Source organism: Sorangium sp. So ce1335 (genome assembly GCF_051521615.1).
GTDB lineage: Bacteria > Myxococcota_A > Polyangia > Polyangiales > Polyangiaceae > Sorangium.
Map to the genome: position 1 here is coordinate 1,315,954 of NZ_CP150363.1, position 22,076 is coordinate 1,338,029.

The window sequence follows — 22,076 nt, forward strand, 5'->3', positions numbered from 1 at the left end:
ACGGTGAGGTCCGACGCCCTCCCGCGTGAAATACACGTGAAATCCGGAGCCTGGTGAGGGCGCGGAGGTGATACGATTTGCCGCCTCCCGGTGGCCGAATGACCTCACGTGGCGTCATCCCCGAGTCCGTCTTCCCTCCGCCATCGGAGGTCACGGACGCGCCGGACGAGAAGCAGCGGGCGCGCGCCCGCGTCGGGATGACGGTCAAGAACAAGTGGCGGATCGACGCCCTGCTCGGCGTGGGCGGCATGGCCTCAGTGTACGCGGCCACCCACCGGAACGGCTCGCGCGCCGCGCTGAAGATCCTCCACGCCGAGTTCGCGCGCGACGCCAGCATCCGCGAGCGGTTCCTGCGCGAGGGCTACGTCGCCAACAAGATCGATCACCCCGGCCGGGTCGCGATCCTCGACGACGACATCACCGAGCAGGACGAGCCGTTCCTCGTGATGGAGCTGCTCGACGGCGAGACCGTGCAGCAGCTCTGGAAGCGCAAGAGCCGGAGGCTCCCCGTCGCGGAGGCGCTCTGGATCGCGGGGGAGGTGCTCAACACGCTCGAGAGCTTCCACGCCGAGGGCATCGTCCACCGCGACCTGAAGCCCGCGAACATCTTCATCACGAAGGACAACGCGGTGAAGCTGCTCGACTTCGGCGTGGCGCGGCTGCGCGGCGCGCCCGGCGACAAGACAAAGGCCGGCACGGCGCTCGGGACGCCCTCGTTCATGGCGCCCGAGCAGGCGATGGGGCTGGCCGAGGGGGTCGACGGCCGGGCAGATCTCTTCTCGATCGGCGCGACCCTGTACGCCGTGCTCAGCGGCCAGCGCCTCCACCAGGGGCGCTCGGACAACGAGGCGTTCATCCTCGCCGCGACGACGCCGGCGCCCTCGCTCGCGCGGATCGCGCCCGAGCTGCCCGCCCCGGTCATCGGCCTCATCGACAAGGCGCTCGCGTGGGACCGGCGCAACCGCTACGAGTCGGCCGCGCAGATGCGGCAGGAGGTGCTGCGCATCCTCGAGGACCTCGGCGCCTCCGCCCCGCGCCGCAGCGCGCCGCACAGCACGCAGCGCCCCCCGCCGGACGACTCGCCCACCGCCGTCGGCGCGCGGCCCCCCGAGGAGCCCGCGATCGAGGAGCCGCTGGGCGACGCGGAGCCGGACGACCCCGCGGTCGCGCGCCTCGCCGAGGTGTTCCGCCGCCTGGAGCGGCTGCTGCCGGCGGTGCGCCACTACGGATGGAGCCACCCGGACGCGGACAACAAGCTCCGCGCGACCTTCCAGGCGGCCGTGGAGGCGCTGCGCGCCGACGCGAACCTCGTCTACTGGGCGCTCTCGCCGTACGCGTTCGAGCACCGCCGGCGCACGGTCTGGGAGCCGTCGCACCCGCTCGATCTGGTCCCGTACAACCTGTTCGCGGCCGGCGTGCGGCGCGTCCAGCTCCTGCCCGGCATCACGGAGGACGAGCTGCGCGCGTTCTGCGAGGTGCTGCTGCTCGATCCGCTGCGCGACCTCGCCCCCGAGGACGACGTCGCCGCCGCCCTGTGGGAGCGGCGCCTCGAGCACGTGCGCTACGACGTGGTGAGCGTCTTCGCCGAGGGCGACGCCGCCGATCGCGAGCAGTTCTGGCACGAGGCCGACGACCTCGAGGGCATGGCCCGGCGCGCCGCCGAAGAGAAGGCGAACCGCGCCGAGGCGGCCGCGATGGTGATCGACACCGACGAGGCCGCGCTGCGGGCCGCGCGCCGCGCCGCGGGCGCGCTCGCGCTCGACCCGGCCGCGCAGCGCGCGCTCGGCACGCAGCTCGTGCTCAGCCCGGACCGCTGGAGCGAGCGCTTCGTCGAGGTCGTGGCGGACGCCTTCCTGAACGCGAAGCGCTACCAGGACGTCGAGCTCGTGACGGAGCCGATGGCCGCCTCGGCGCGCGACCTCATCCTCGCGCGCCGCTTCGACACGCTCTTCGCGATGCACGACGCTGTCGAGAAGGCGATCGACGCGCTCGCGCCGCGGCAGCAGGGCGCCGCGCTCGCGACGGAGTTCACCCGCGGCATGTTCCCGCCCGACACGATGCGCCTGCTCCTCCGTGAGGCGACGCGCGCCGTCGCGACGAGCACGCCGGTCACCGCGGCGCCGCCCGCGCCCGTGGATCTCGACCTCGTCGCGCAGCGCCTCGCGCCGGTGCTGCAGCGGCTCGGCCCCGAGTACCTGCCCGTCGCGATGGAGGTCGTCGGGCACGCCGGCCACGAGGCGCTGCGCCGCGCGCTGCTCGGCCACCTCGAGCGGACGCTGCCCGGGCACGAGGAGGGGGTCGTCGACGCGCTCATGACGCTGGATCTCGACGTCACCCGCCCGATCCTCGCCATGTTCGCCGCGTCGCGGACGCCGGGCGCCCTGAGCGCGCTGAGGCGGCTCTCCGGCTGCGCGAACGCGGCGCTCCGCTGCGAGGCGATCGCGCACCTCGCGACGAGCCACGAGCAGATCCGGGACGAGCTGCTCTCGCTCGCCGAGTCGGCGCCGCCCGACGTGCGCGTCGCGGCGCTCCGCACGCTGGCGCACCACCAGGTCCGCGCGGCCGGCCCGCTGCTCGTCCGCCGCGTGCAGGACGCCTCGTTCCACCAGCTCACGCCCGAAGAGCGGCGCGAGTTCCTCGGCGCCCTCTACACGCTGAACCCGGCCCGCGGCGAGTCGGTCGCCGTCGAGCTGCTCCAGCGGCACGGCCTGCTCGCGGACGACGCGGCGGAGCAGACGCGCTGCCTCTCGGCGGAGCTGCTCGGCCGCGAGGCGTGCTCGCAGGAGGCGCTCGACGCCGCGCTCGCGGCCGCGAAGCGGCGCCCCTGGAACAGCCAGCCGCTGCGCGACGCCGCGAGCGCCGCCGCCGAGGCGATCGCCGCGCGCCTCGGCAAGCGGATCTCGACGGCGGGGGAGCTGCCGTGACGACGCCGCAGGTCGACGTCATCAGCCAGAACATGTCGGAGAACATCCGGCGCGAGCAGGCGCGCGATCTCGCGGCCAGCGTCGTGCAGGCGCTCTTCCGGCTGGTGAAGCTCTCGACGCTGCACGCGATCGACAACCAGGCCATGGTGCGGCAGGTCGAGGAGACGGTCTCGCTGGTGCAGGACTTCGGCCAGCGCTCCGGCCACAACGTCTCCATCCTGTTCACCCGCGGCTCGGTCTTCGTCTCCGGGCAGCTCCTCAAGGCGAGCCGCGCCGTCTACGAGGGCGCCCTCGAGCTCGGCGACATCCTGGGCCGCTGCGGCTACTCGGAGATCGGGGTCGCCAAGGACGTCCGCGCGAGCGACCTCTACGCGCTCGCCTCCGCGCTCGCCGAGGCGCTCCGCAGCAGCAAGCCCGCGCTCGTGGACCGCCCGGCGCCGCGCGTCCGCCTGCGCGCCGTCGACGAGGCCGTGCTGCGCCGCGAGGCCGCGATCGATCGCGAGGGCGACGAGGCCGCGGCCATCGTGCGGACGTACGCGACGGCGATCGTGATCCTCCGCCGCTTCTACGACGACCTGCGGCAGGGCCGGTACGTCCTGCGGCAGGGCGTCAAGCGCATCACGCAGCGCCTCGTCGACCTCTCCGCGAACGAGACCCCGGCCTTCCTCGGCGTCACCGCGCTCCGCAACCAGAACCACGACGACGCCGGGCGCGCGGTGAACACCGCGATCCTGAGCCTCGCGATGGCCCGGCAGATCACGAGCGACGTCGTCCTCCTGCAGCGGCTCTCGATGGCGGCGCTGCTCTTCGACATCGCGCGGCCGCGGCTCACCGGCGTCGCGGGGGGCGGCGCGGGCGGGCTCGTCCCGCAGCTCAGCGAGCAGCAGGACGCGGACGTCCCCGCGGGCACGGCGGTCGTGCTGACCGCGCTCGGCCTCGTGAACGAGCCCAGCGTGACGCGCACGGTGGTGGCCTACGAGGCGCACTGGGTGCGGCGTCAGCCGGCGCTCGGCCCGGTCTACCGCGGGCTCCGCCAGCCGACGCTGCAGGCGCGCATCCTCGCGACAGCGCGCGCCTTCAACGATCTCCTGACCGCCGCGCCGGGCGAGGCGCCGCTCTCCGCCGACGAGGCGATCGCCAAGCTCGAGCAGGAGGCGGCCGACCCCGCGGACCGTACCGTGCTGCGGCTGCTCGTCGGCGCGCTCGGCATCTTTCCGACCGGCACGCTCGTGGAGCTGTCGACCGGGGAGGTCGCGCTGGTGGTGCAGACGCCGTCTCACCCGGCCCGCTACTCGCAGCCGCGCGTCCGGCTCGTCCTCGACGCCTCGGGCGGCCCGGTCTCCGCGCGCCCGCTCGAGGTCGATCTCGCCGAGCGGCCTCGCCACGGCGAGCCGGCGCGGCACATCCGCCGGATCGTCGCGACGAGCGACGACCCCGCCGTCGCCTCGATGCGCGCCTACGCGGCGGTCCAGGAGGGGCCGCAGGCGTCGCTCCGCGCGCCGGCGGTCGCGGCGGATCCGCCGCTGATCCGCACGATCCCGGTGCCGGCGCCGTCGTCGCCGCTGGGCCACCTGCGCATGCCGCCGCTGCAGCCGATCACGTGGCCCTCGTCGCCCACGCTGCCGATGACCAGCGCGCCGACGGGGCGGAGGACGCGGCCCGGCGACGCCGGCCGCGGGCCCGCGTCGTCGCCCGACGCCGCGCCGGCTTCCGCGCCCGACGACGGCGGCGCGGAGGCCAGGATGCTCGCGGATCTTCCGCCGGCGCCGTCCGGCAAGCGCTCGCCGACCTTGCGGCCGGGGCGCACCACGGCGCGCTGGCCCGATCCACCGCAGCAGCAGGAGCCCGCCGCGGCGGCGGACCCGTACGCGTTGCCGCCGGGCGCCCTGGGAGAGGAGTCGTGGTCCGTGCAGACAGACAGCGAGCCAGACGAGGTCCCGGAGGAGAGCGCGCGGTCGTCCGCGCTGCGCACGCGCGGCTGGGGGGAGCAGCCATCGCGGCGCGATCGCAGCCCGGAGTCCGAGCTGCCGCCGTCGGCCATGGCCGGCCCGATCGCCGTGCTGTCGCTGCCGCCCGACGCGCCGACCGCGGAGGGCACGCTCGCGCGCACGCCGCTCGTGCACCTGCTCGTGTACATGCTCGACCGGCGCCTCACCGGCACGGCGTGCTTCATCGACCCTGACGGCGTCCGCCACGGCATCTTCTTCAGCGACGGCGTGCCGGCGAAGATCTGGACCGGGACGATCATCGCGCCGCTCGACCGGGTGATCCTCGAGCTCGGCCTGCTCGACGAGGCGACGCTCCGGGAGACGCTCCGCGACATCACGAAGCGGCGGGTGCTGCACGGGCGGCTGCTCGTCTCCCGCGGCCTGCTCGATCGGGAGACGGTCTTCGCCGTGCTGCGCCAGCAGCTCGTGCGCAAGCTTGTCGCGCTCTACGACCTCCCGCCCGGGACGCGCTACGCCTACTACGACGGCCAGAACCTGCTGTCGTCGTACGGCGGCCCGGAGCTCATCGGGTGCGAGCCGCTCGCGGTGATCATGGCGGGGGTCCGGCTCCACGCCGACGATCCGCTGATCGACGCGACGCTCGATCGGATCCAGAACCGGCCGATCGGCCTCCATGTCGAGGCCGAGATGAAGCGGTTCCAGCTCCACCGTGACGAGGCGGCCGTCGTCGACCTCCTGCGCGCGCGGCGCATGACGATCGCCGAGCTCGTCGGGGCAGGCGTCGCGCAGGAACGCGTCGTGCGGCTGACGATCTACGCGCTCGCGATCACGCGCCACCTCGATCTCGGCGCGCCCGGCCGGCGGCCCGTCGGGCTCGGACGGGGGCGCGCGTCCGGCGCCCCGTCGGCCGACGCGGGGCAGGCCCCGCAGCGCGAGCCGTCCGGCGCGGCGGCGCGCTCGCCGCGGCAGGCCTCGGGCTCGACGATGCCCGCGCCTCGCCCCGCGCGCGGCGAGGCCGAGGGCCGCGCCTCGCCGAGGCAGCCCGACGACGCGGCGCCGTCGAGCAGGCGATCCGGGTCGCCGTTCGCCGAGGCGGTCGCCCCGCGCCGGACGACGGCGCCGCCCGCGCCGGCCGCTCCCGGCGCCCGCGCGCCGCTGCCGCAGCAGGCGCCCACCGTGAAGATGCCGGTCGTCGGCGCGGACGCCAGGGCGGCGCGGGGCGGAGGGCGCGCCGAGGCGGCGGCGCCTCCGCCCCCGGCGCGGGCCGCCGAGGCGGCGAGGCCGCAGGCGGCCGCGGCGCCGGCGAAGCCGCAGGCGTCGGCGTCGGAGCTCCCGCCGCCGCCGCGCGTCGGGCTGAGCCCGGAGCTCGCGGCGCGGCGCGCCGACATCGAGGCGCGCGCCGCCGCGATCGACGGCGAGAGCTTCTTCGAGATGCTCGGCGTCGCGGAGGACGCCCCGCCGGAGCGCGTGCAGAGCGCCTATTTTGCGCTCGCCAAGCTGTGGCACCCCGACCGGACGCCCCCCGAGCTCCAGGACGTCAAGCCGCTCGTCGCGCGCGTGTTCGCCCGCATCAGCGAGGCGTACCAGACGCTGAGCGACCCGAAGCGGCGCGCCGAGTACCTCCAGGGCCCGAAGGAGGCGGCGGCGCCCGCGGAGGACGAGGAGAAGATCGCCCGCGCCGTCGACGCCGCGCTCGAGTTCCAGAAGGCCGAGGTCCTGCTCAAGAAGAACGATCTCATCGGCGCCGAGATCCGCGCGCGGCGCGCGCTCGCCGCCGACCCGGAGCAGCCCGAGTACATGACGCTGTTCGCGTGGATCCAGGCGCAGCGGCGCGGCGAGCCGCCCGCGCTCGCGGAGGGCGCCACGAGCGCGCACTACGACGACCTGATCCAGACGCTGGATGCCGTCCTTCAGCAGGAGCCTCGCTACGAGCGGGCGCTCTTCTACCGCGGAATGCTCCTCAAGCGGTCCGGGCGCATCGACAAGGCGATCCGCGACTTCCGTCTCGCGGCCGAGATCAACCCGAAGAACCTCGACGCGATCCGGGAGGTCCGCGTCCAGGAGATGCGCAGCCGGACGAGCAACGACCCGACGCCCGCGGGCGGCCTCCTCGGCAAGCTGTTCAAGCGCTGACCGCGCCAGCGCGCGTCCACGTCCGCCGCGCGCCTCCGCGCGTCCACGTCCGCCGCGCCTCAGCGCGCCGCCGCGGTACCGCGCCTCAGCGCGCCGCCGTGGTACCGCGCCTCAGCGCGCCGCCGCGGTACCTCGCCTCAGCGCGCCGCGGCGGGGACCGCGCCGAGCGACCGCAGCGCGCGGCAGACCGTCTCCTCGCGGCAGGGCCCCACGCGCCCCGCGTGCGCCGGCCAGGGCACGTCGCGCACGCGGTGGAGATCGCGCACGTCGGGCCCGCGCCACGGGCCGAGCGCCCGATCGACGCGCGCCTCCCGCTCGTTCGTCGCCGGCAGCGAGAGCTGCACCTGCGGCACGATGCCGACCTTCTGCACCGGCGCGCCGTCGGGCAGCGCGTAGAGCAGCGTCGTGAGCCGCAGCACGCCGACGTGGGCGTCGTCGTCGAGGTACTCCTGGGCGCACCCCTTGCCGTAGGTGCGATCGCCGATGACCACGCCGCGCCGGTAGCTGGCGATCGCGCCGGCGATCATCTCCGCCGCGCTCGCGGAGTCGCCGTCGACGAGCACCGCGAGCGGCCCGCTCCACCCGCGCTCCGGCGGCACGTCGGGCGAGCGCTCCACCTCGACGCCGCCGTCGCGGCGCCGCATCGGGAACAGCGGCACGCCCGGCAGGAACAGCCCGAGCGCGGCGATCGCCCCGTCGGTGGAGCCGCCGCCGTTCGCGCGCACGTCCAGCATCACGCCCCGCGTGTCGCCCTGCGCGCGCGCGCGGTGGAGCGACGCCGCGACCCTGTCCCCGAGGTCGTCGGGCACGTCGGGGATGCTGATCACCGCGACCTTGCCGTCGCCGTAGCGCACCAGATCGAGCGGCAGCTCCGAGGGCGCCGTCTCCGCCACCGGCTGCGGCCCGGGCGCGTGCGGCGCCACGGTCAGCTCGAGCGGCGCCGCGGCCCCGCGCCGGAGCACCGCCACCCGCGCGGTCGTCCCGGGGCGCACGTCGGCGAGCACGGCGAGCTGCTCGGCCTGCTCGACGCTCATGCCGGAGATCGGCAGGTCCTGGATCCGGAGCACCACGTCGCCGTCCGCCAGCGGCGCGAGCGCGCCGCGGTCGATGCGCACGCCGATCGTGGTGCGCGTCATCTCCTGCCACAGCCGGGCCGGCGGGTTCGCCTCGAGGTCGAGATCGTAGATGGAGACCTCCTCCTCGAGCGGCGCCCAGGCCCCGTGCGCGTCGAGCTGGGGCACGTACGCGCGCACCGCCGCCGCGATCACCGCGCGCGCCCAGCCGTCGTCGCTCATCGACGGCGCCGCGCGCTCGCGCACGGCGTCGGCGTAGCGGGCAAGCGGCTCTCCGAAGCGCGCGCGCAACCCGCCGACCTCGCGGCCGAGCTCGCGCGCGAGGTCGCGGGCGCTGCGCGTCACCTCGCCGTCCTCGAACGGCGCAGAGGACACGAGCGCCCACGCCTCGGCGAGGGTCGCGGGCGGGCTGGCCAGGCCGCGCTGGTAGCCCTCGCCGAAGAGCCCGTCGAGCTCGCGCGACCACCGCGAGAGCTCCTGACCCACGCGCAGCGCCGCGGGGCACGGCCCGCTCCCGACGGGCGCCTGCAGCTCGGCCAGGAGCGCGGCGGCTTCCCGCCGCAGCGACGCGCCGACGGGCGCGTCCGGGGCGACCGACCACAGCCCGTGCGGATCCAGCCAGTCGGAGGTCGCCTCGGCAAAGTTTGCGGGGTCGACGCGGAGCGGCGGGGCGGCCAGCGTGGTGCGGGCCTGGGCGATGATCGCGCGCGCCTGATCGCAGCCGAGCGAGGTCGGCGCCCCGGTCGGCACGGCGATGCCGCGGTCGAGGGCGTTCGGGTCGCAGCCGGCGCCGTCGATCTCCTCGTCGCCCGGCGAAAGGACATGGAGCAGGGGCCGCGCGATCCCGCGCTGCGCCCTGGCGAGGGGCGTCTCGGCCTCGCGCGAGAGCAAGGCGAGCGTCGCCAGGCCTGCGGCGATGCACGCGACCGAGCTCGCGACGCGTGTCCTCACTGCTCTCCGAATACCACGACGCGGGACCCGGGGGCAGGGTCGACCGCGGCGCGCGGCGCCCCGGTCGTCCGACCCGCGCGCGTGCCGGTCTCGCCCGCGGTCCTGGTCCTGGTCATGGTCCTACCCGCGCGCGCGGCGGCCTCGCGGCCGGGGGCCTGCGCGGCGGCCTCGCGACCGTCGGCGCGGGCGGCGGCGCCGCCGGCCCCCGGGCGCAGGAGGCCCGTCCCTGTTCTCGTCCGCCGCTCGCGCGCCGTGGGTCTTGGCTCAGCGCCGCGCATCCGTGGTCCTCCGCTTTCCCGCAAAGCTTTCGCGTCCGCCGGAGGATCCGAACACGTTGCGCACTCCAGCGCAAAAAAAGGCAATTTCCTAAGGTTTATCCCGGCATCCCCCCTGCATCTACCCGAGCGCCGCCCACCGGGTCGCGGGGGTCTCTCAACCCAGCCCTCCTTCATCGGCGCGCGCGGCGGAGAGCGAACACACGATGAGCACCACCTGGGATCGCGCGGCATTCTCGGCTTACCGTACAGAGCTCGCGAGCTACGCCACCCTGAGCCCGGAGGCCGAGCGGGAGCTCGCGCTCCGCTGGCGCGCTGGTGATCGGGACGCGGGCCGGCGCCTCATCGAGGCGTGCCTGCCCTTCGTCATGACGATCGCGCTCGAGTACCGGCGGTGGGGGCTCCCGATGGAGGACATCGTCCAGGAGGGGAACATCGGCCTCCTGAAGGCGGCTGAGCGCTTCGATCCGGACCGCGGCTGCCGCCTCGCCACCTACGCGGCGTACTGGATCCGGGCGGAGATCCGCGAGCACGTGGCGCGGGGGTACCGGATCGTGCGCCTCGGCTCGTCGAAGAGCGAGCGCCGCGCGCTGCGCATCTACCGCAAGACGCACGAGAAGGACCCGGCGGTGCTGGCCGAGCTGAGCGGCCTGTCGGAGGAGCGGGCGACCGAGCTGCTCCCGCTGCTCATGGCCCGCGACGTCAGCCTGGAGCGCGCGCCGACCGAGGACGGCGTGGCCCCGGTGGATCGGCTCGCGTCGAGCTCGCAGACCCCGGAGGAGGAGGCGTGCGACGCCGACGAGCGCGAGCAGCTCTCGCGCGCGCTGCTCCAGGTCGTGAGCGAGCTGTCGCCGCGCGAGCGCCGCATCATGAGCCAGCGCTGGCTGACCGACAGCCCCGTGACGCTCGAGCAGCTCGGCGCCGATTTCGGCGTCAGCAAGGAGCGCGTGCGGCAGATCGAGGAGCGCGCGAAGAAGCGGATGCGCGCGCGGATCGAGGAGATCACCCGGGAACCGGGCCGGGAACCGACGGCAACGACGGCAACGATGGCAACGATGGCCATGGCGCCGCTGGCGAAGAGCGCCTGACGCGGCGGCGGCCGCGCCCCTGCGAGCCCCGCGGGGGCCGTCCGCCGCCCGACGTCCGTCAGATCTCGATGACCGTGCCTTCGCGCGCGGCGATGGTGTTCGGGAAGAGCTCGCGGGCGCGCATCTCTTTCTCGCGCACCATCGCGTCGGTCTGGTTGGGGTCGTGGTGGTGGAGGACGAGCTGCTTTGCGCCGGCCGCCTTCGCGAGCTCGCAGCCCGCGACGAACGTCGCGTGACCCCAGCCCGTCTTCGGGCCGCCGCCCACCTCGCCCGCGTATTCCTCGGGCGTGTACATCGCGTCGAAGATCAGCACGTCGGCGCCCATGGCGAGCTTCTTCAGCTTCGGGTCCACGATCGCGTAGTGCTCGGAGTCGGTGATGTACACGACGACCTTGCCCTCGTGCTCGACGCGGTACGCGTACACGCCGTTCGGGTGGTTGCCGCGCGCGTTGGTCACGCGCACGTCGTCGTTCGGGCCGATCGTGACGACCTCGCCCTCGTAGAGGTCGCGGAAGGTCATCGCCGCGCCCATCTCGGTGAGGTGCACCGGGAAGCTCGGGTAGTCCATCTGCCCGGCGAGCGTCTCCTCGAGCGTCCGGGAGACGTTCAGGCCGCCGTAAAGATGAATCTTGTTTCCGCGCACGAAGGCCGGCGTGAAGAAGGGAAAGCCCTGGATGTGATCCCAGTGCACGTGACTGAAGAACATCCAGGCTTCGAACGGCATCTCCTTGACCAGATCCTGGCCGAGGAGACGGAGCCCCGTCCCGCCATCGAGGATGACCAGCGTCTCGCCGGCACGAATCTCGTAGCAGCTCGTGTTGCCGCCGACTTCGACCGTGCCTGCACCGGGCGTGGGGATGCTTCCGCGAACCCCCCACATCTTGATCCGCATCCTGCCTCGCTCGCTGAACCCCGCCCGTTTCAAGGTAGAGCTATTAGATTCCGAGCGCGGGCAGCGTCAAGCCGCCTGGTGCACCGGGAGCAAGGAAGGTCGCAGACGTGGAGACCTGGCCGGGGGAGCAGGGGTACGGCGCCAATGTAGTTGCGCGGTCGTCGCCGGCCCCGCGGCGGGGTCGCGGCGGCGTCTGAGAGGCGGCGGGTCCGGAGAGCGGGCGCACCGGGAGAGCGCAGCGGACGGGCGAATATCGCGGGCGATGGGCTATGGTCGGGCCCATGCCGCTCCACGCGGACGCCATCGTCGTCCTCGGCTGCAGGATGCTCCCGTCCGGGCGCCCGGCGGCCCCCGGCGCGCGCCGCGCGGCGACCGCGGCGCAGGCCTACCGTGAGGGCGTCGCGCCCTGGGTGATCGCCAGCGGCGGGCGGCGCTGGGGCGCGCAGATCGAGGCGCGCGTGCTCTCCGCCGAGCTGCGGCGCGGCGGCGTCCCGGCGCACGCGATCGTCCAGGACCTGTGGTCGCTGACGACCCACGAGAACGCGATCTTCAGCGCCGCCCTCCTGCGCCGCATGGGCGCGCGGCGGGCGGCGATCGTCACCTGTCCCTGGCACATGGCGAGGGCTCTCCAGAACTTCCGCGAGGTCGGGATCGACGCCTGCGCGCTGCCGTCGCCGCACGTCAGCGCGCCGATGGTTGCGCGCGCGTGGCAGCGCGGTCACGAGGTGGTCTCCATGTGGCTCGACGCGCGCGCCATGCGCCGCCGGCAGATCCTCAGCGAGAGCGCCGCCTGGCTGCTCGACCGCGCCCGCCAGGGGGAACCGTGATCATGCACCGAAGGCGCGCCTCCTCTCTCCTCGCCCTGCTCGCGCTGTCCCAGCCCCTCGCTGCCTGCACCGGGCAGCCGGCGCCCGGCCCCGCCCCCGACGCGGGCAGCGCGGCGGCGGCTCCGGCGGGCGGCGGGGCGCAGGACCGGATCGGCGTCCTCCTCGCCGCCGAGCAGCGCCGCGCCGCCCTCGAGGTGAGCCCCGCCGATCAGCAGAGCCGCGACGTCGAGGTGCGGCGCGCCGCCGCGAGGGCGCTCGCGCGCATCGGCGGCGACGCGGCGCGGCCCGGGCTCGTGCGGGCGCTCGCCGACGAGGACGACGAGGTGATCGCGTGGGCCGCGTACGGGCTCGGGTCCTCGTGCAAGGGGCACGAGGGCGAGACCGCCTCGCTGCTCGTCGCGCGCGCCCTCGCCCGCGACGCCGGCCCGGTCCTCACGGGCGCGCCGGGCGCCGCTGGGCCGGGCGCCGCCGCGCCCGCGGCGGCGGTGGGCAGCGTCGCGGCGGCGGTGGGCAGCGTCGCGGCGGCGGGCGGCGCCGCCGCGGGGACTCCGCGGCTCGACGCGGGCGGCGCGATCGCCCGCGCCATCGGGCGGTGCGGCGCCGAGACGTCGGAGCCGACGCTCGTCGCGTGGCTCGACGGGCCGCGCGAGCGCGCCATCCACGCGGCCTACGCGCTCGGCGATCTCGCGGCGCTCAAGCTCAAGCTGCGGGAGGAGACGCTCGTCGCGCTGCTCAACCTCGCCTCGGGCAGCGCGGCCAGCCCGCCGGTCCCGGAGGCGCTCTACCCGATCGGGCGGCTGGAGCACGTCCCGCTCACGGTGATCCCCCGGATCCGCGACGTCGCGACCGCGCGGCTCGCGGAGGCGGGCGACGCGCGGATCTTCGCGGTGCGCGCGCTCGGCAGGGCAGGGGAGCCGGCCGTCGGCGAGCTCGCGCGCGTGCTCGGCGCGCGGGGCGTGTTCACCGCGGGCGAGCGCGCCGAGGCCGCGCGCGCCCTGAAGCGGCTCGGCGCCCCCGGCCAGCGCGCGCTCGCCGACGCGGTCGCCGCGCTCGTCCCGAGCGCGGACCCGATCGCGCTCACGGGCCTCGTGAGCGAGGACCTCGGCGCGCTGCTCACCGCGCTCGAGGCGCTCGGCGCGGCGGGCGCCGCGCGCAAGCCGCTCCGCGAGCTCGCCGCCCTGCCGCCGCCGCCGAGCGCGCCCCCGGCGCTCCTCCGCCGCGTCGCGTGGCTCCGCTGCGGCGCGGCCAGGCTCCTCGCGGGCGAGAATTTCCGCGACCCGCTGCTGCTCGGCTGCGACGTCACCGCGCCGGACGATCCGGCGAGCAAGCCGGACGCCGGCGCCCCCGTGCGCGGCTCGATCGGCGCGCGGGCGGTCGTCGAGGTGATCGGCCGCGGCGCGATCACGGGCGCGCGGCTCGCCGCGTTCCGCGCCTACGCCGAGTCGGGCGACCTTCGCGCGAGGGAGGCCGCGATCGAGCTCCTCGCCTCGCACGAGGAGATCGTCGGCGCGCCCGGGCTGCTCGCGAAGGCGCTCGCCGCGGAGGAGCCCGGCCTCGTCGCCGCCGCGGCCGAGGTCATCGCGCGGCAGCCGCAGCGCGCGTCGGAGGCCCCGGCGCAGGGGAAGCGCAAGCGCAAGGCGAGGCGCGAGGCGAAGGACGCCCCCGCCGCGGTCACGTCGCCGGCGATCGAGGCCGCGCTGCTGTCGATCCTCGACCGCCCTGCGGCGCGCGACGACCCGGAGCTCATCGGCGCGGTGATCGACGCGGCGGGGGCGCTCTCGCTCCGGGCGGCCGAGGCGCGCCTGGAGGAGCTCTGCAGGTCGAGCTACCCGACGACGCGGGCGCGCGCGGGGACGGCGCTCGGCGTGCTCCGGGGCCGCAAGGTCGCGTGCGACGCCGGGCTGCCTGGCGACGCGGGCGCGGCGGGGCGGCCGCCCGTCGCGCCGCCGGTGGGCGACGTGCCGGCCGAGGCGTCCGCGCTCGTGCGCGAGCCGGCCGTGCTGACGTTCGACACGGACGCCGGCGAGCTCACGATGACGCTCGACCCGGCGCTCGCGCCGGTCGCGGTCACCCGCTTCGTCGACCTCGCGCGCTCGGGCTACTACGACGGCCAGATCGTCCACCGCGTGGTGCCCGGCTTCGTCACGCAGTTCGGCGCGCCGTTCGGCGACGGCGCCGGAGGTCCGCCCGGCAGGCCGGCGCTCCGCTGCGAGACGTCGCCGGTCCCGTTCGAGCCGCTCCGCGTCGGCGTCGCTCTCGCCGGCCGCGACACCGGATCGAGCCAGCTCTTCGTCATGCACGCGCGCGCGCCGCACCTCGACGGCCAGTACGCGGCCGTCGGCGTCGCCGCCGGTCCGTGGGCCGCGCTCGTGGATGGAGACGTCATCCGGAGCGTGAAGGTGCGGAACTGAGCGGGAGCTGAACGGGAACTGAGCGGGAACTGAGCGGGAACTGAGCGGGAGCTGACCGGGAACTGCTCGCGAGCCGATCGCGAACCGACCGCGCGCGACGCGCACGTGACGCAATCCGCTCGGTCGCCGCGGGGCGATCCATGTCGATTGACAACCGCCCCCGACCGGCGCTTTACAGGTTAACGTGGTAATTGCCTCCTTTTTGGCCGTGGCGGTGCTCGTGTACACCTACTTCGGGTACCCGGTCGTTATCGGCGTGCTCGCGCGCCTGTGGCCGGCGCGGCGGAAGGAGGATCCGAGCTACCTGCCGACCGTGACGGCGTGCATCCCCGTCTACAACGCGGCGTCGTATCTCCCGGCGAAGGTCGAGAGCCTGTTCGCGCTCGACTATCCGAAGGACAAGCTGGAGGTCCTGCTCTACTCCGACGGGTCGACCGACGACACGGTGCGCGTCGCCCAACAGCTCGCCGAGCGCGACCCGCGGGTGAAGGTGATCGTCAGCGAGGCGCGGCGCGGCAAGCCGATCGGCGTGAACACGATGCTCGGCGTCGCGACGGGCGAGGTGCTCCTGATGACCGATGTCCGACAGCCCCTCGTGCCCGGCGCGCTGCGGGCGCTCGTGCGGTTGCTTGCCGATCCGAACGCGGGCTGCGTCTCCGGCAACCTGGTCCTGAAGGGCTCGGCGGGCTCGGGGGCTTACTGGCGTTACGAGAACTGGATCCGCCTCCAGGAGGGGCGGTTCCGGAGCATGGTCGGGGTGACCGGTCCCATCTACGCGATCCGGCGCGCCGACATGGGCCAGCTCCCGGAGGGCGTCATCCTCGATGACATGTGGGTGCCGATGCGGCTCCGCCTCCAGGGCCGCGAGATCCTCTTCGCGCAGGACGCGATCGCGTACGACGACGCCTTCGGCGACGATCGAGAGTTCGGCCGCAAGGTGCGCACGCTGGCGGGCAACTACCAGCTCTTCTCGCTGCTTCCGGCGCTCCTCGTCCCGTTCAGGAACCCGTCCTGGCTCGAGGTCTTTTCGCACAAGCTGCTCCGCCTCGTGTGCCCCTGGGCGCTCGCCGTGCTGCTGCTCACGTCGACGGTCGCCTGGATCGGCGCGGAGACAAGCGGCGACGTCTCGTGGGCGCTCTACGCGACGCGCGCGCTGTTCGGGGGTCAGGTGGCCTTCTACCTGCTCGCCGCGCTCGGGGGCGCTGCGGGCAAGCTCGGCACGCTCGCGCGCACCTTCGTTGTGCTCAACGCAGCGGCCGTCGTCGGCCTGTGGCGTTTCCTCCGCGGGTCGCAGAGGGTCACCTGGTAACGCGGGGCGCGGGGGCGGACGGCGGTGCGCGACGCCGTGGAAGGGCGCGACGTCGCGCGAAGGCATGCCGCGGGCGGAGGCAGCAGGGAGCGAGGCGCGAGCGCCCGAGGGCGGAGCCGTGATGATCGCGCCGGTCACATGTCGAGCAGGCCCACGATCTCGTGAACGACGCGCTGTGATCGGTAGAGGGCGAGCGACGAGGGGATCAGCCGCTCGACCCCGTCGGGCGGCAGCGACTGGAACCTGACCGGCGCGGGGAGGACGTCGAGGCCGACGCGCTCGAACATGCGGAGCGAGCGCGGCATGTGGAGCGCGCTCGTCACGACAACGGCCCTTTCGGCCGAGAGGCTGCGCGCGATCCGGGCCGAGTGGATGGCGTTCTCTCGGGTGTCGCGCGCCTCGGTCTCCAGGATGATCTTCTTCCTGGGCACGCCCAGCTCGACGAGCAGGTCGGCCATGCTGCCGGCGAGCTCGGTGGGCGCGCGCCGCACGTCCTGTCCCGAGATGATCACGTGGCCGAAGCCGTACTCGCGGTAGACGCGGACGGCGGCGAGGCAGCGCTCGAGGCCCGCTGCCGACTGCCGTTCCATGGGGGGCACACCGAACTCGTCGGCGTCGATCCCGGCGGTGAGGAGGATCAGCACCCGCCGCTCGAGCGGCGTCCCCGCGAGGTCGGCGCGCAGGTCCCTCGGCGGCGTGCTGACCCGGCGCACGAGCGAGCTCGAGACCCAGGGCATGGAGAGGAGCCACAGCGCGAGCCAGGCGCTCCACGCGAGGGCCCGTCCGACCTTCGCCCGGCGCGCGCGGTAGCTCCAGTCGACGCCGGAGAGCGCGAGGCCGAGCCCCGTGGCGACGAGGAGCAGGAACAGGGGATCGACGAGGCGGGCGATGGGCAAGGCGGGGCTCGCCGTGAGGCGCTCGGTAGGTGTCTATGCTGTCACCGGGCAGCGGGGCGAGCGAAAAACGTCGCTCAAGGGGACGGGGGCGCTCGCCGGCGCCGGGCAGCGGCGGAGGCGAGGGCGAGCGCGGCGAGCGCTGCGGGCAGCCACCGGTCGTGGCCGCTGCCGGGCGTCCGGCAGCCGCATCCGCCGTCGTCGCGGGCTCCGTCGGCGGCGCCGCCGGTCGGATCGCCGCCGGCGCCGCCGCCACCGCTGCCGCCGGCGCCGTTGCCGGCGCTGCTGCTGGCGCCGTTGCTGCCGGTCGTATCGGGCGGGGCTCCCAGATCGAGCGGCGCATCCTCGTTGTCCACGAGGATCGGCGGCGCCTCGCCGGTCTCCTCGTAGATGGCCATGAGCTCTTCTCCCTTGTTGTCCGTCACGTTCGCGGAGCGCAGGAACTCGACGTACTCCCTGGTCATCGACTGGTAGTAGACGCGCGCCGAGAGGGTCTGGGCGCCGAAGGCGTCGGCCGGCACGGTGAGCGTGAAGCTCGCCTCGTCGTAGTTGCGGTATCCGCCGTTCCCGTCGCTGAAGTCGATCTCCTGGGTCGCCTGGGTGGTCTGCGACGCGACGAAGCCCTTCGGCGGGATACGCGTGTCCGAGATGATCATGTCGTGGAGCGCGAGGTGCTCCTCCTTCTCGCCCACGCCCGCCTCGCTGTTCCAACGCCCGTGCACCGCCCGGTACTCGTGGGTCGGCGGCGCGTGCTGGATCTCCCCCGTGTCGGCGTCATAGCCGCCGAGCAGCGGCCGCTCGACCCCGGCCTCGTCGACGAGGAACACGGCGATCCAGGCGCGCCGGCTCTCGGCGTAGCCGGTCGGGAACTTGTGACCGGTGAGGTTCTCGACGCGCACGGTGACGGTGATCTCGTCTCCGGGCTCGGCCTGCTGTGGGGCCTCGACGAGCGTGACCGAGGCGGCGGAGGCGAGGCTCTCCAGGGTGCGGTCCAGCGCGAGCTGGAAGGAGGTGGCGTACTCCGCGGCGCGGGTCGGGTCGGCCGCCATGACGGCCTGGATGCCCCAGTGATTGCCGCCGACGATCAGGTGGTCGCGCGGATCGGTGCGGAGCACACCTTCCTTGGCGACAGTCCACTCCCCATCCCTCTTGCGCATATGGCAATCGATGCAACTCTTCGGGCTCGCGCCGCGGTCTCGGAAATCGCTGGAGGCCCACTCCTCGAACGTGGTATCGAGAGGAAACTCGACGGTCGTCGGCTTGCCGCTCAGATCCCGCAGCATCACTTCGGGGTTCGTGACCTGGTGGCACTGGCCACAGAAGCGGGAGCTGGACATGGCGGGCTCCTCCTTCCCGCCGTGGTTCTCGGAGATCACGTTCTCGTAGGGGCCGTATTTGACCAGCTTTTGCTCCTCGGGATCAATCTCGTGCCCGAACACGAGCTGCGCGTTGCCCAGGATGTAGGGGGCGTTGGGTGCCGGAGAGGTCGTTGCACGGTGGCACACATCGCAGCCGACGCCTTGACCATCAACGATGCCTTCCAGGCTCGGATCGGGATCGAACGCTGACCCATACGGGGGCGTCGCTCGACCGCGCACGAAGCCGATGGGGGAGTGGCAGCGCACGCAAAACGTTCCGACGCCGGGCATATCCTGTTCGGCGACGGTGAGGGCGGCGGTGAAGACGGGATCTCGCCACGCATTCGCCATCATGGTACCCGCCCACGTGTCGAAGGGCATGTAGTCCTTGGACTGGGGCGGGCTGGTGTTGGGCAGGGCTCGATGGCAGCCGTAACACGTCTCTGACGAGGAGAACTCCCCATTGTTCGGTAGCTCCCCTGGCTTCGTGCCCTGGAGATCATCGATTCCGCCGGCCGCGTCTCGGCTCAGCAGCCCGAGCCCGACGAGCAGTCCTAGTAGAGCCGCAGCCCTCTCGCGTGTGGTCAACATTCGATCCCGTCCTCATGGCTTGCCGCTGCACCGCACTGCTCTGCTCGCATCAGGCGGCGGTTTCACCTTACGAGCTTGATTTCACCTCATCATTCGGGATCGATCCGGTACAGCCGTCCACTCGTGCCAGCCGTGCCGGCGTCAGGATCCGGAGGCACGATCGGCGAATAATCGACAACGTACAGCTCGCCGGCGGCGTCCTCTCCGAACGAAGCGAGCGCCCGCAGAGTATCCGCGCTCTCGAGATCCGCCGTCAGAGGCCTTTTAGTGACGATGCTGCCGTTCTTCCAGACGAAGCTATAGATGCGGTTCGAGGAGAAGTCGCCGTAGATGTAAGTGCCGCGCAGCGCGGGGATCCTGCTGCCGCGGTACACATAACCCCCTGTGATGGAGCCGTCGCCGCTGCCGTGCCCGTGCACCTCGACAGGTGGCGTGTGGCCTACCAGCGGGCAGGCCTCCTCGGCGGGCTCCCCCCCGCGAGGCGGGTAGCAGCCGTTTCCTTCGCGGACGCTCCACCCATAGTTTCTGTGTCCTTGGCCGCGCGGCTCGACGTTGATCTCCTCGACCGACTTCGCTCCAACATCGCCTATGTAGAGGTCTCCGTTGCAGCTGTCGAAGCTGAACCGCCACGGATTGCGGAGGCCGTAATCCCAGATGTCCGGATCGCCGTTGGGGAGGTTTCCGGCGGGAGGAGTCGGGTAAGTATCGACGTTGATCCGCAGGATCTTGCCGTACTTCACCATGATGTTCTGTCCATTTTTGTCCGGATCCTGAACGTCGCCCTCGCTGCCGCCGTCGCCGACGCCGATGTAGAGCATGCCGTCAGGGCCGAAGGCGATCATCCCGCCGTTGTGGTTGGCTCTCCGTACCGGTATCGAGAAGAATTCGTTTTGCGCCCGCGGAGAAGCTTGATCTGGGTTGGACTCTGAACGCCTGTACTCTCGGAGGACCCGCGAGCGTGATCTCGTGTTGAAGTACACGAAGAATCTACCATTGGTCGCGTAATCAGGGTGAAAGGCGAGCCCCAAAAGGCCACGCTCGTCGGCCTGCCACTCGATCTGCTGGACTTCGTCAGAGATATCAAGGAACGCAGTGCTCTGCAGTACGCCTCCGCGGACAAGTCGGATCGTCCCCCCTTGCTCCACCACGTAGAGCCGGCTGGCATCGCCGGGCTCGCTCGTCATGAAAAGGGGTCGATGCAGGCCGCTCACCACTTCCGTCAGCTTCAGCGGCGGCACGGTTCCGCCCGGCTCGTCGCACTCGATCGTCCCATGCCCACCCGCGCCGGTCCCGGTCACTGGGCCGGCGCCCCCACCGCTGGTCCCGCTGGTCCCGCCGGTCCCGCTGGTCCCGCCGGTCCCGCTGGTCCCGCCGGTCCCGCTGGTCCCGCCGGTCCCGCTGGTCCCGCCGGTCCCGCTGGTGCCCGAGCCCGTTGCGCTGCTCGTGGGGGCGCCCGTCGACGCGCCGCCCCCGGAACCCGGTCCGCCGGGGCCGGATCCTCCCCCGCCGCCACCTCCCCCGCCGGCTCCGGTCTCACTGCTGCCGCAGCCATTCAGGTTGAAGCCCAGCCCGAGGAGGGCGGCTGCGATCGGCATGAAAGACATAAAGGAACGCTTCTGGTCCATCATGCCGTAGGAGACTATCCGAACGAGGCGCTCGTTGATATATTTTTCCACCGCTTGGCGCCGTCGCCATCTTGCGGCAGGTAAATCGGGACCCGCGAGCACGACGACAATGCAAGACCCTTCCCTACCACTCCTCGAAGCCCTATCGCGTCGGGTTCCGCCGGCGGCGGGCTCCTGGCTGGAGCGCGTCGAACGGGTCACCGGGCCTGGTACGCGTCCTGGCCGGGCGCCTGACGCACCGGCCAACGACGCGTTCGCCTGGTTCGATCGCGACCGCTTCCTGACGACATTCACTGCGGCGGTACGCGTGCTCGGCAAGGCGCCGCTCGGGCTGCACGCCGACGAGCGGGACGCCCTGGCGGCCGCCGGTGTCGTCGGAGCAGTCGACGACTGGCGGCTGGATGAACTCGGTCGAATCACAATGCTCTCGCTGGTCTCGAGGCGCCTTCCCACACCGGAGCTCGATCGGTTGCTCTGGGACTGCTACCAGCAGGGAGACGGCCGGGAGCGGCAGGCGCTCCTGCGGGCCCTGCCGCTCGTGGCCGATGCAGAGCGCTTCGTCCCACTCGCGGTCGAAGCGTGTCGCACGAACGAGCTGCCCGTCTTCGAGGCGATCGCCTGCGAGAATCCTTACCCGGCGGCCCATTTTCCGGACCTCAACTTCAACCAGATGGTCCTGAAGGCCATGTTCATGGGCGTGGCGCTCGCGAGGGTCGTCGGGCTGGAGCAGCGGCGATCGAGCGAGCTCGCCAGGATGGCGGAGGACTTCGCGAGCGAGCGGAGGGCGGCTGGCCGGAGCGTCCCGGCCGACATCGGCCTGCTCTCGCTCGAGCAAGAGCACGAGCGCGCGACGCGGATCGCCGAGTGAAGCCGCGTGCGTCGGAGGGACCAGTGAAGCTATTCGATCCTCATATCCACATGACATCGCGAACGACGGACGACTACCAGGCGATGGCCGCCGCCGGCATCGTCGCCGTCCTCGAGCCCGCGTTCTGGCTCGGCCAGCCGAGGACGCACGTCGGCACGTTCGAGGACTATTTCGCCTCCTTGCTCGGCTGGGAGCGCTTCCGGGCCAGCCAGTTCGGCGTCCGCCACCTCTGCACGCTGGCGCTCAACCCGAAGGAGGCCAACAACCCTCGCGTGGCGCAAGGCGTCATCGATCTCTTGCCGCGCTACCTCGACAAGGAAGGGGTGGTCGCGGTCGGCGAGATCGGGTTCGACGACATGACGCCCGAGGAGGAGAGATACTTCGCCCTGCAGGTCGAGCTCGCGAGAGAGCACGATCTGCCCGTCCTCGTGCACACGCCGCACCGCGACAAGAAGCGGGGGACCGAGAGGACGCTCGCCCTGGTGCGGGAGCTCCGCTTTCCGGAGGAGCGCGTACTCATCGACCACAACAACGAAGAGACGCTGCCGCTCGTGCTCGCGACCGGCTGCTGGGCCGGTCACTCCATCTATCCGAACACGAAGATGGACGAGGACCGGATGGTCGCGTTGGTCAAGAAATACGGCGCCGAGCGGATCCTGATCAACAGCGCGGCGGACTGGGGCGTGAGCGATCCGCTGAAGGTGCCGAAGACGGCGGCGCGGATGCGCGAGAACGGTATCACGGACGATGTGATCGAGCGGATCGTGTGGAAGAATCCGCTCGCCTTCTTCGCTCAGAGCGGCCGCCTCGATCTATCGGAGTTCGGGGAGATGCCCGCCGTGGATCAGCGGGAGCTGTTCGAGGGCAACTCCGTGTTGCGGGGGCAAACCCCTGTCGTGCAAAGCTGAC

At 73.1% G+C, this 22,076-nt stretch carries 13 protein-coding genes; 8 read left to right on the top strand and 5 right to left on the bottom strand.

Features of this window, described 5'->3' with window-relative positions; genetic code table 11:
* The first annotated feature begins 98 nt into the window (after positions 1 to 98).
* Together WMF24_RS04725 and WMF24_RS04730 are read left to right on the top strand one after the other, a co-directional pair.
* On the top strand, positions 99 to 2,924 hold the full coding sequence (locus WMF24_RS04725) for a protein kinase domain-containing protein (protein ID WP_437735142.1): 2,826 nt from the start codon (positions 99 to 101) through the stop codon (positions 2,922 to 2,924).
* Positions 2,921 to 7,006, top strand: coding sequence for a DnaJ domain-containing protein (locus WMF24_RS04730; RefSeq protein WP_437735143.1), 4,086 nt, complete (start codon positions 2,921 to 2,923; stop codon positions 7,004 to 7,006). Before WMF24_RS04725 ends, WMF24_RS04730 begins: the two co-directional genes overlap by 4 nt.
* Positions 7,007 to 7,143: 137 nt before the next feature.
* Here the strand turns inward: WMF24_RS04730 and WMF24_RS04735 are convergent, their stop codons facing one another.
* The gene (locus WMF24_RS04735) at positions 7,144 to 9,030 is read right to left on the bottom strand and encodes a S41 family peptidase (RefSeq protein WP_437735144.1); all 1,887 of its coding nucleotides are present in this window, start codon (positions 9,028 to 9,030) and stop codon (positions 7,144 to 7,146) included.
* A 481-nt stretch (positions 9,031 to 9,511) separates the two neighbouring features.
* On the opposite strand from WMF24_RS04735, the gene WMF24_RS04740 reads away from it, so the two are divergent.
* Positions 9,512 to 10,393 carry a sigma-70 family RNA polymerase sigma factor gene (locus tag WMF24_RS04740; RefSeq protein ID WP_437735145.1) on the top strand — a complete coding sequence of 294 codons (882 nt, stop codon included), beginning with the start codon at positions 9,512 to 9,514 and terminating at the stop codon, positions 10,391 to 10,393.
* A gap of 58 nt (positions 10,394 to 10,451) precedes the next feature.
* Here the strand turns inward: WMF24_RS04740 and WMF24_RS04745 are convergent, their stop codons facing one another.
* Entirely contained in the window at positions 10,452 to 11,285 is an 834-nt protein-coding gene (locus tag WMF24_RS04745) for an MBL fold metallo-hydrolase (protein ID WP_061621449.1), read from the bottom strand.
* Between the two features lie 281 nt (positions 11,286 to 11,566).
* On the opposite strand from WMF24_RS04745, the gene WMF24_RS04750 reads away from it, so the two are divergent.
* From WMF24_RS04750 to WMF24_RS04760, 3 genes are all read left to right on the top strand, one after another.
* Positions 11,567 to 12,112 carry a YdcF family protein gene (locus WMF24_RS04750; RefSeq protein WP_437735146.1) on the top strand — a complete coding sequence of 182 codons (546 nt, stop codon included), beginning with the start codon at positions 11,567 to 11,569 and terminating at the stop codon, positions 12,110 to 12,112.
* Positions 12,113 to 12,114: 2 nt separating this feature from the next.
* Positions 12,115 to 14,523 (top strand): peptidylprolyl isomerase, encoded by a 2,409-nt coding sequence (locus WMF24_RS04755; protein WP_437735147.1) that lies wholly within the window; start codon positions 12,115 to 12,117, stop codon positions 14,521 to 14,523.
* Positions 14,524 to 14,707: 184 nt separating this feature from the next.
* Positions 14,708 to 15,832 (top strand): glycosyltransferase family 2 protein, encoded by a 1,125-nt coding sequence (locus tag WMF24_RS04760; protein WP_437735148.1) that lies wholly within the window; start codon positions 14,708 to 14,710, stop codon positions 15,830 to 15,832.
* Between the two features lie 134 nt (positions 15,833 to 15,966).
* Here the strand turns inward: WMF24_RS04760 and WMF24_RS04765 are convergent, their stop codons facing one another.
* The 3 genes from WMF24_RS04765 to WMF24_RS04775 all read right to left on the bottom strand — a co-directional run bounded on the left by WMF24_RS04765 (position 15,967) and on the right by WMF24_RS04775 (position 20,350).
* Entirely contained in the window at positions 15,967 to 16,728 is a 762-nt protein-coding gene (locus tag WMF24_RS04765; protein WP_437735149.1) for a YdcF family protein, read from the bottom strand.
* 74 nt (positions 16,729 to 16,802) lie between these two features.
* Positions 16,803 to 18,674 carry an MYXO-CTERM sorting domain-containing protein gene (locus WMF24_RS04770; protein ID WP_437735150.1) on the bottom strand — a complete coding sequence of 624 codons (1,872 nt, stop codon included), beginning with the start codon at positions 18,672 to 18,674 and terminating at the stop codon, positions 16,803 to 16,805.
* 89 nt (positions 18,675 to 18,763) lie between these two features.
* A complete protein-coding gene (locus WMF24_RS04775; protein ID WP_437735151.1) occupies positions 18,764 to 20,350 on the bottom strand; it encodes a PQQ-dependent sugar dehydrogenase in 1,587 nt (528 codons plus the stop codon).
* Positions 20,351 to 20,408: 58 nt separating this feature from the next.
* Between WMF24_RS04775 and WMF24_RS04780 the strand changes: the two genes are divergently transcribed.
* Both WMF24_RS04780 and WMF24_RS04785 read left to right on the top strand, forming a co-directional pair.
* Positions 20,409 to 21,167 carry an EboA domain-containing protein gene (locus WMF24_RS04780; RefSeq protein ID WP_437738764.1) on the top strand — a complete coding sequence of 253 codons (759 nt, stop codon included), beginning with the start codon at positions 20,409 to 20,411 and terminating at the stop codon, positions 21,165 to 21,167.
* A gap of 23 nt (positions 21,168 to 21,190) precedes the next feature.
* Positions 21,191 to 22,075 carry a TatD family hydrolase gene (locus WMF24_RS04785; protein ID WP_437735152.1) on the top strand — a complete coding sequence of 295 codons (885 nt, stop codon included), beginning with the start codon at positions 21,191 to 21,193 and terminating at the stop codon, positions 22,073 to 22,075.
* Position 22,076 lies beyond the last annotated feature (1 nt).

Coding starts and splice junctions, on each gene's coding strand:
- WMF24_RS04725 (WP_437735142.1), top strand. CDS start 99: ATGACCTCACGTGGCGTCATCCCCGAGTCCGTCTTCCCTCCGCCATCG.
- WMF24_RS04755 (WP_437735147.1), top strand. CDS start 12,115: ATGCACCGAAGGCGCGCCTCCTCTCTCCTCGCCCTGCTCGCGCTGTCC.
- WMF24_RS04750 (WP_437735146.1), top strand. CDS start 11,567: ATGCCGCTCCACGCGGACGCCATCGTCGTCCTCGGCTGCAGGATGCTC.
- WMF24_RS04745 (WP_061621449.1), bottom strand. CDS start 11,285: ATGCGGATCAAGATGTGGGGGGTTCGCGGAAGCATCCCCACGCCCGGT.
- WMF24_RS04780 (WP_437738764.1), top strand. CDS start 20,409: ATGCAAGACCCTTCCCTACCACTCCTCGAAGCCCTATCGCGTCGGGTT.
- WMF24_RS04770 (WP_437735150.1), bottom strand. CDS start 18,674: ATGTTGACCACACGCGAGAGGGCTGCGGCTCTACTAGGACTGCTCGTC.
- WMF24_RS04740 (WP_437735145.1), top strand. CDS start 9,512: ATGAGCACCACCTGGGATCGCGCGGCATTCTCGGCTTACCGTACAGAG.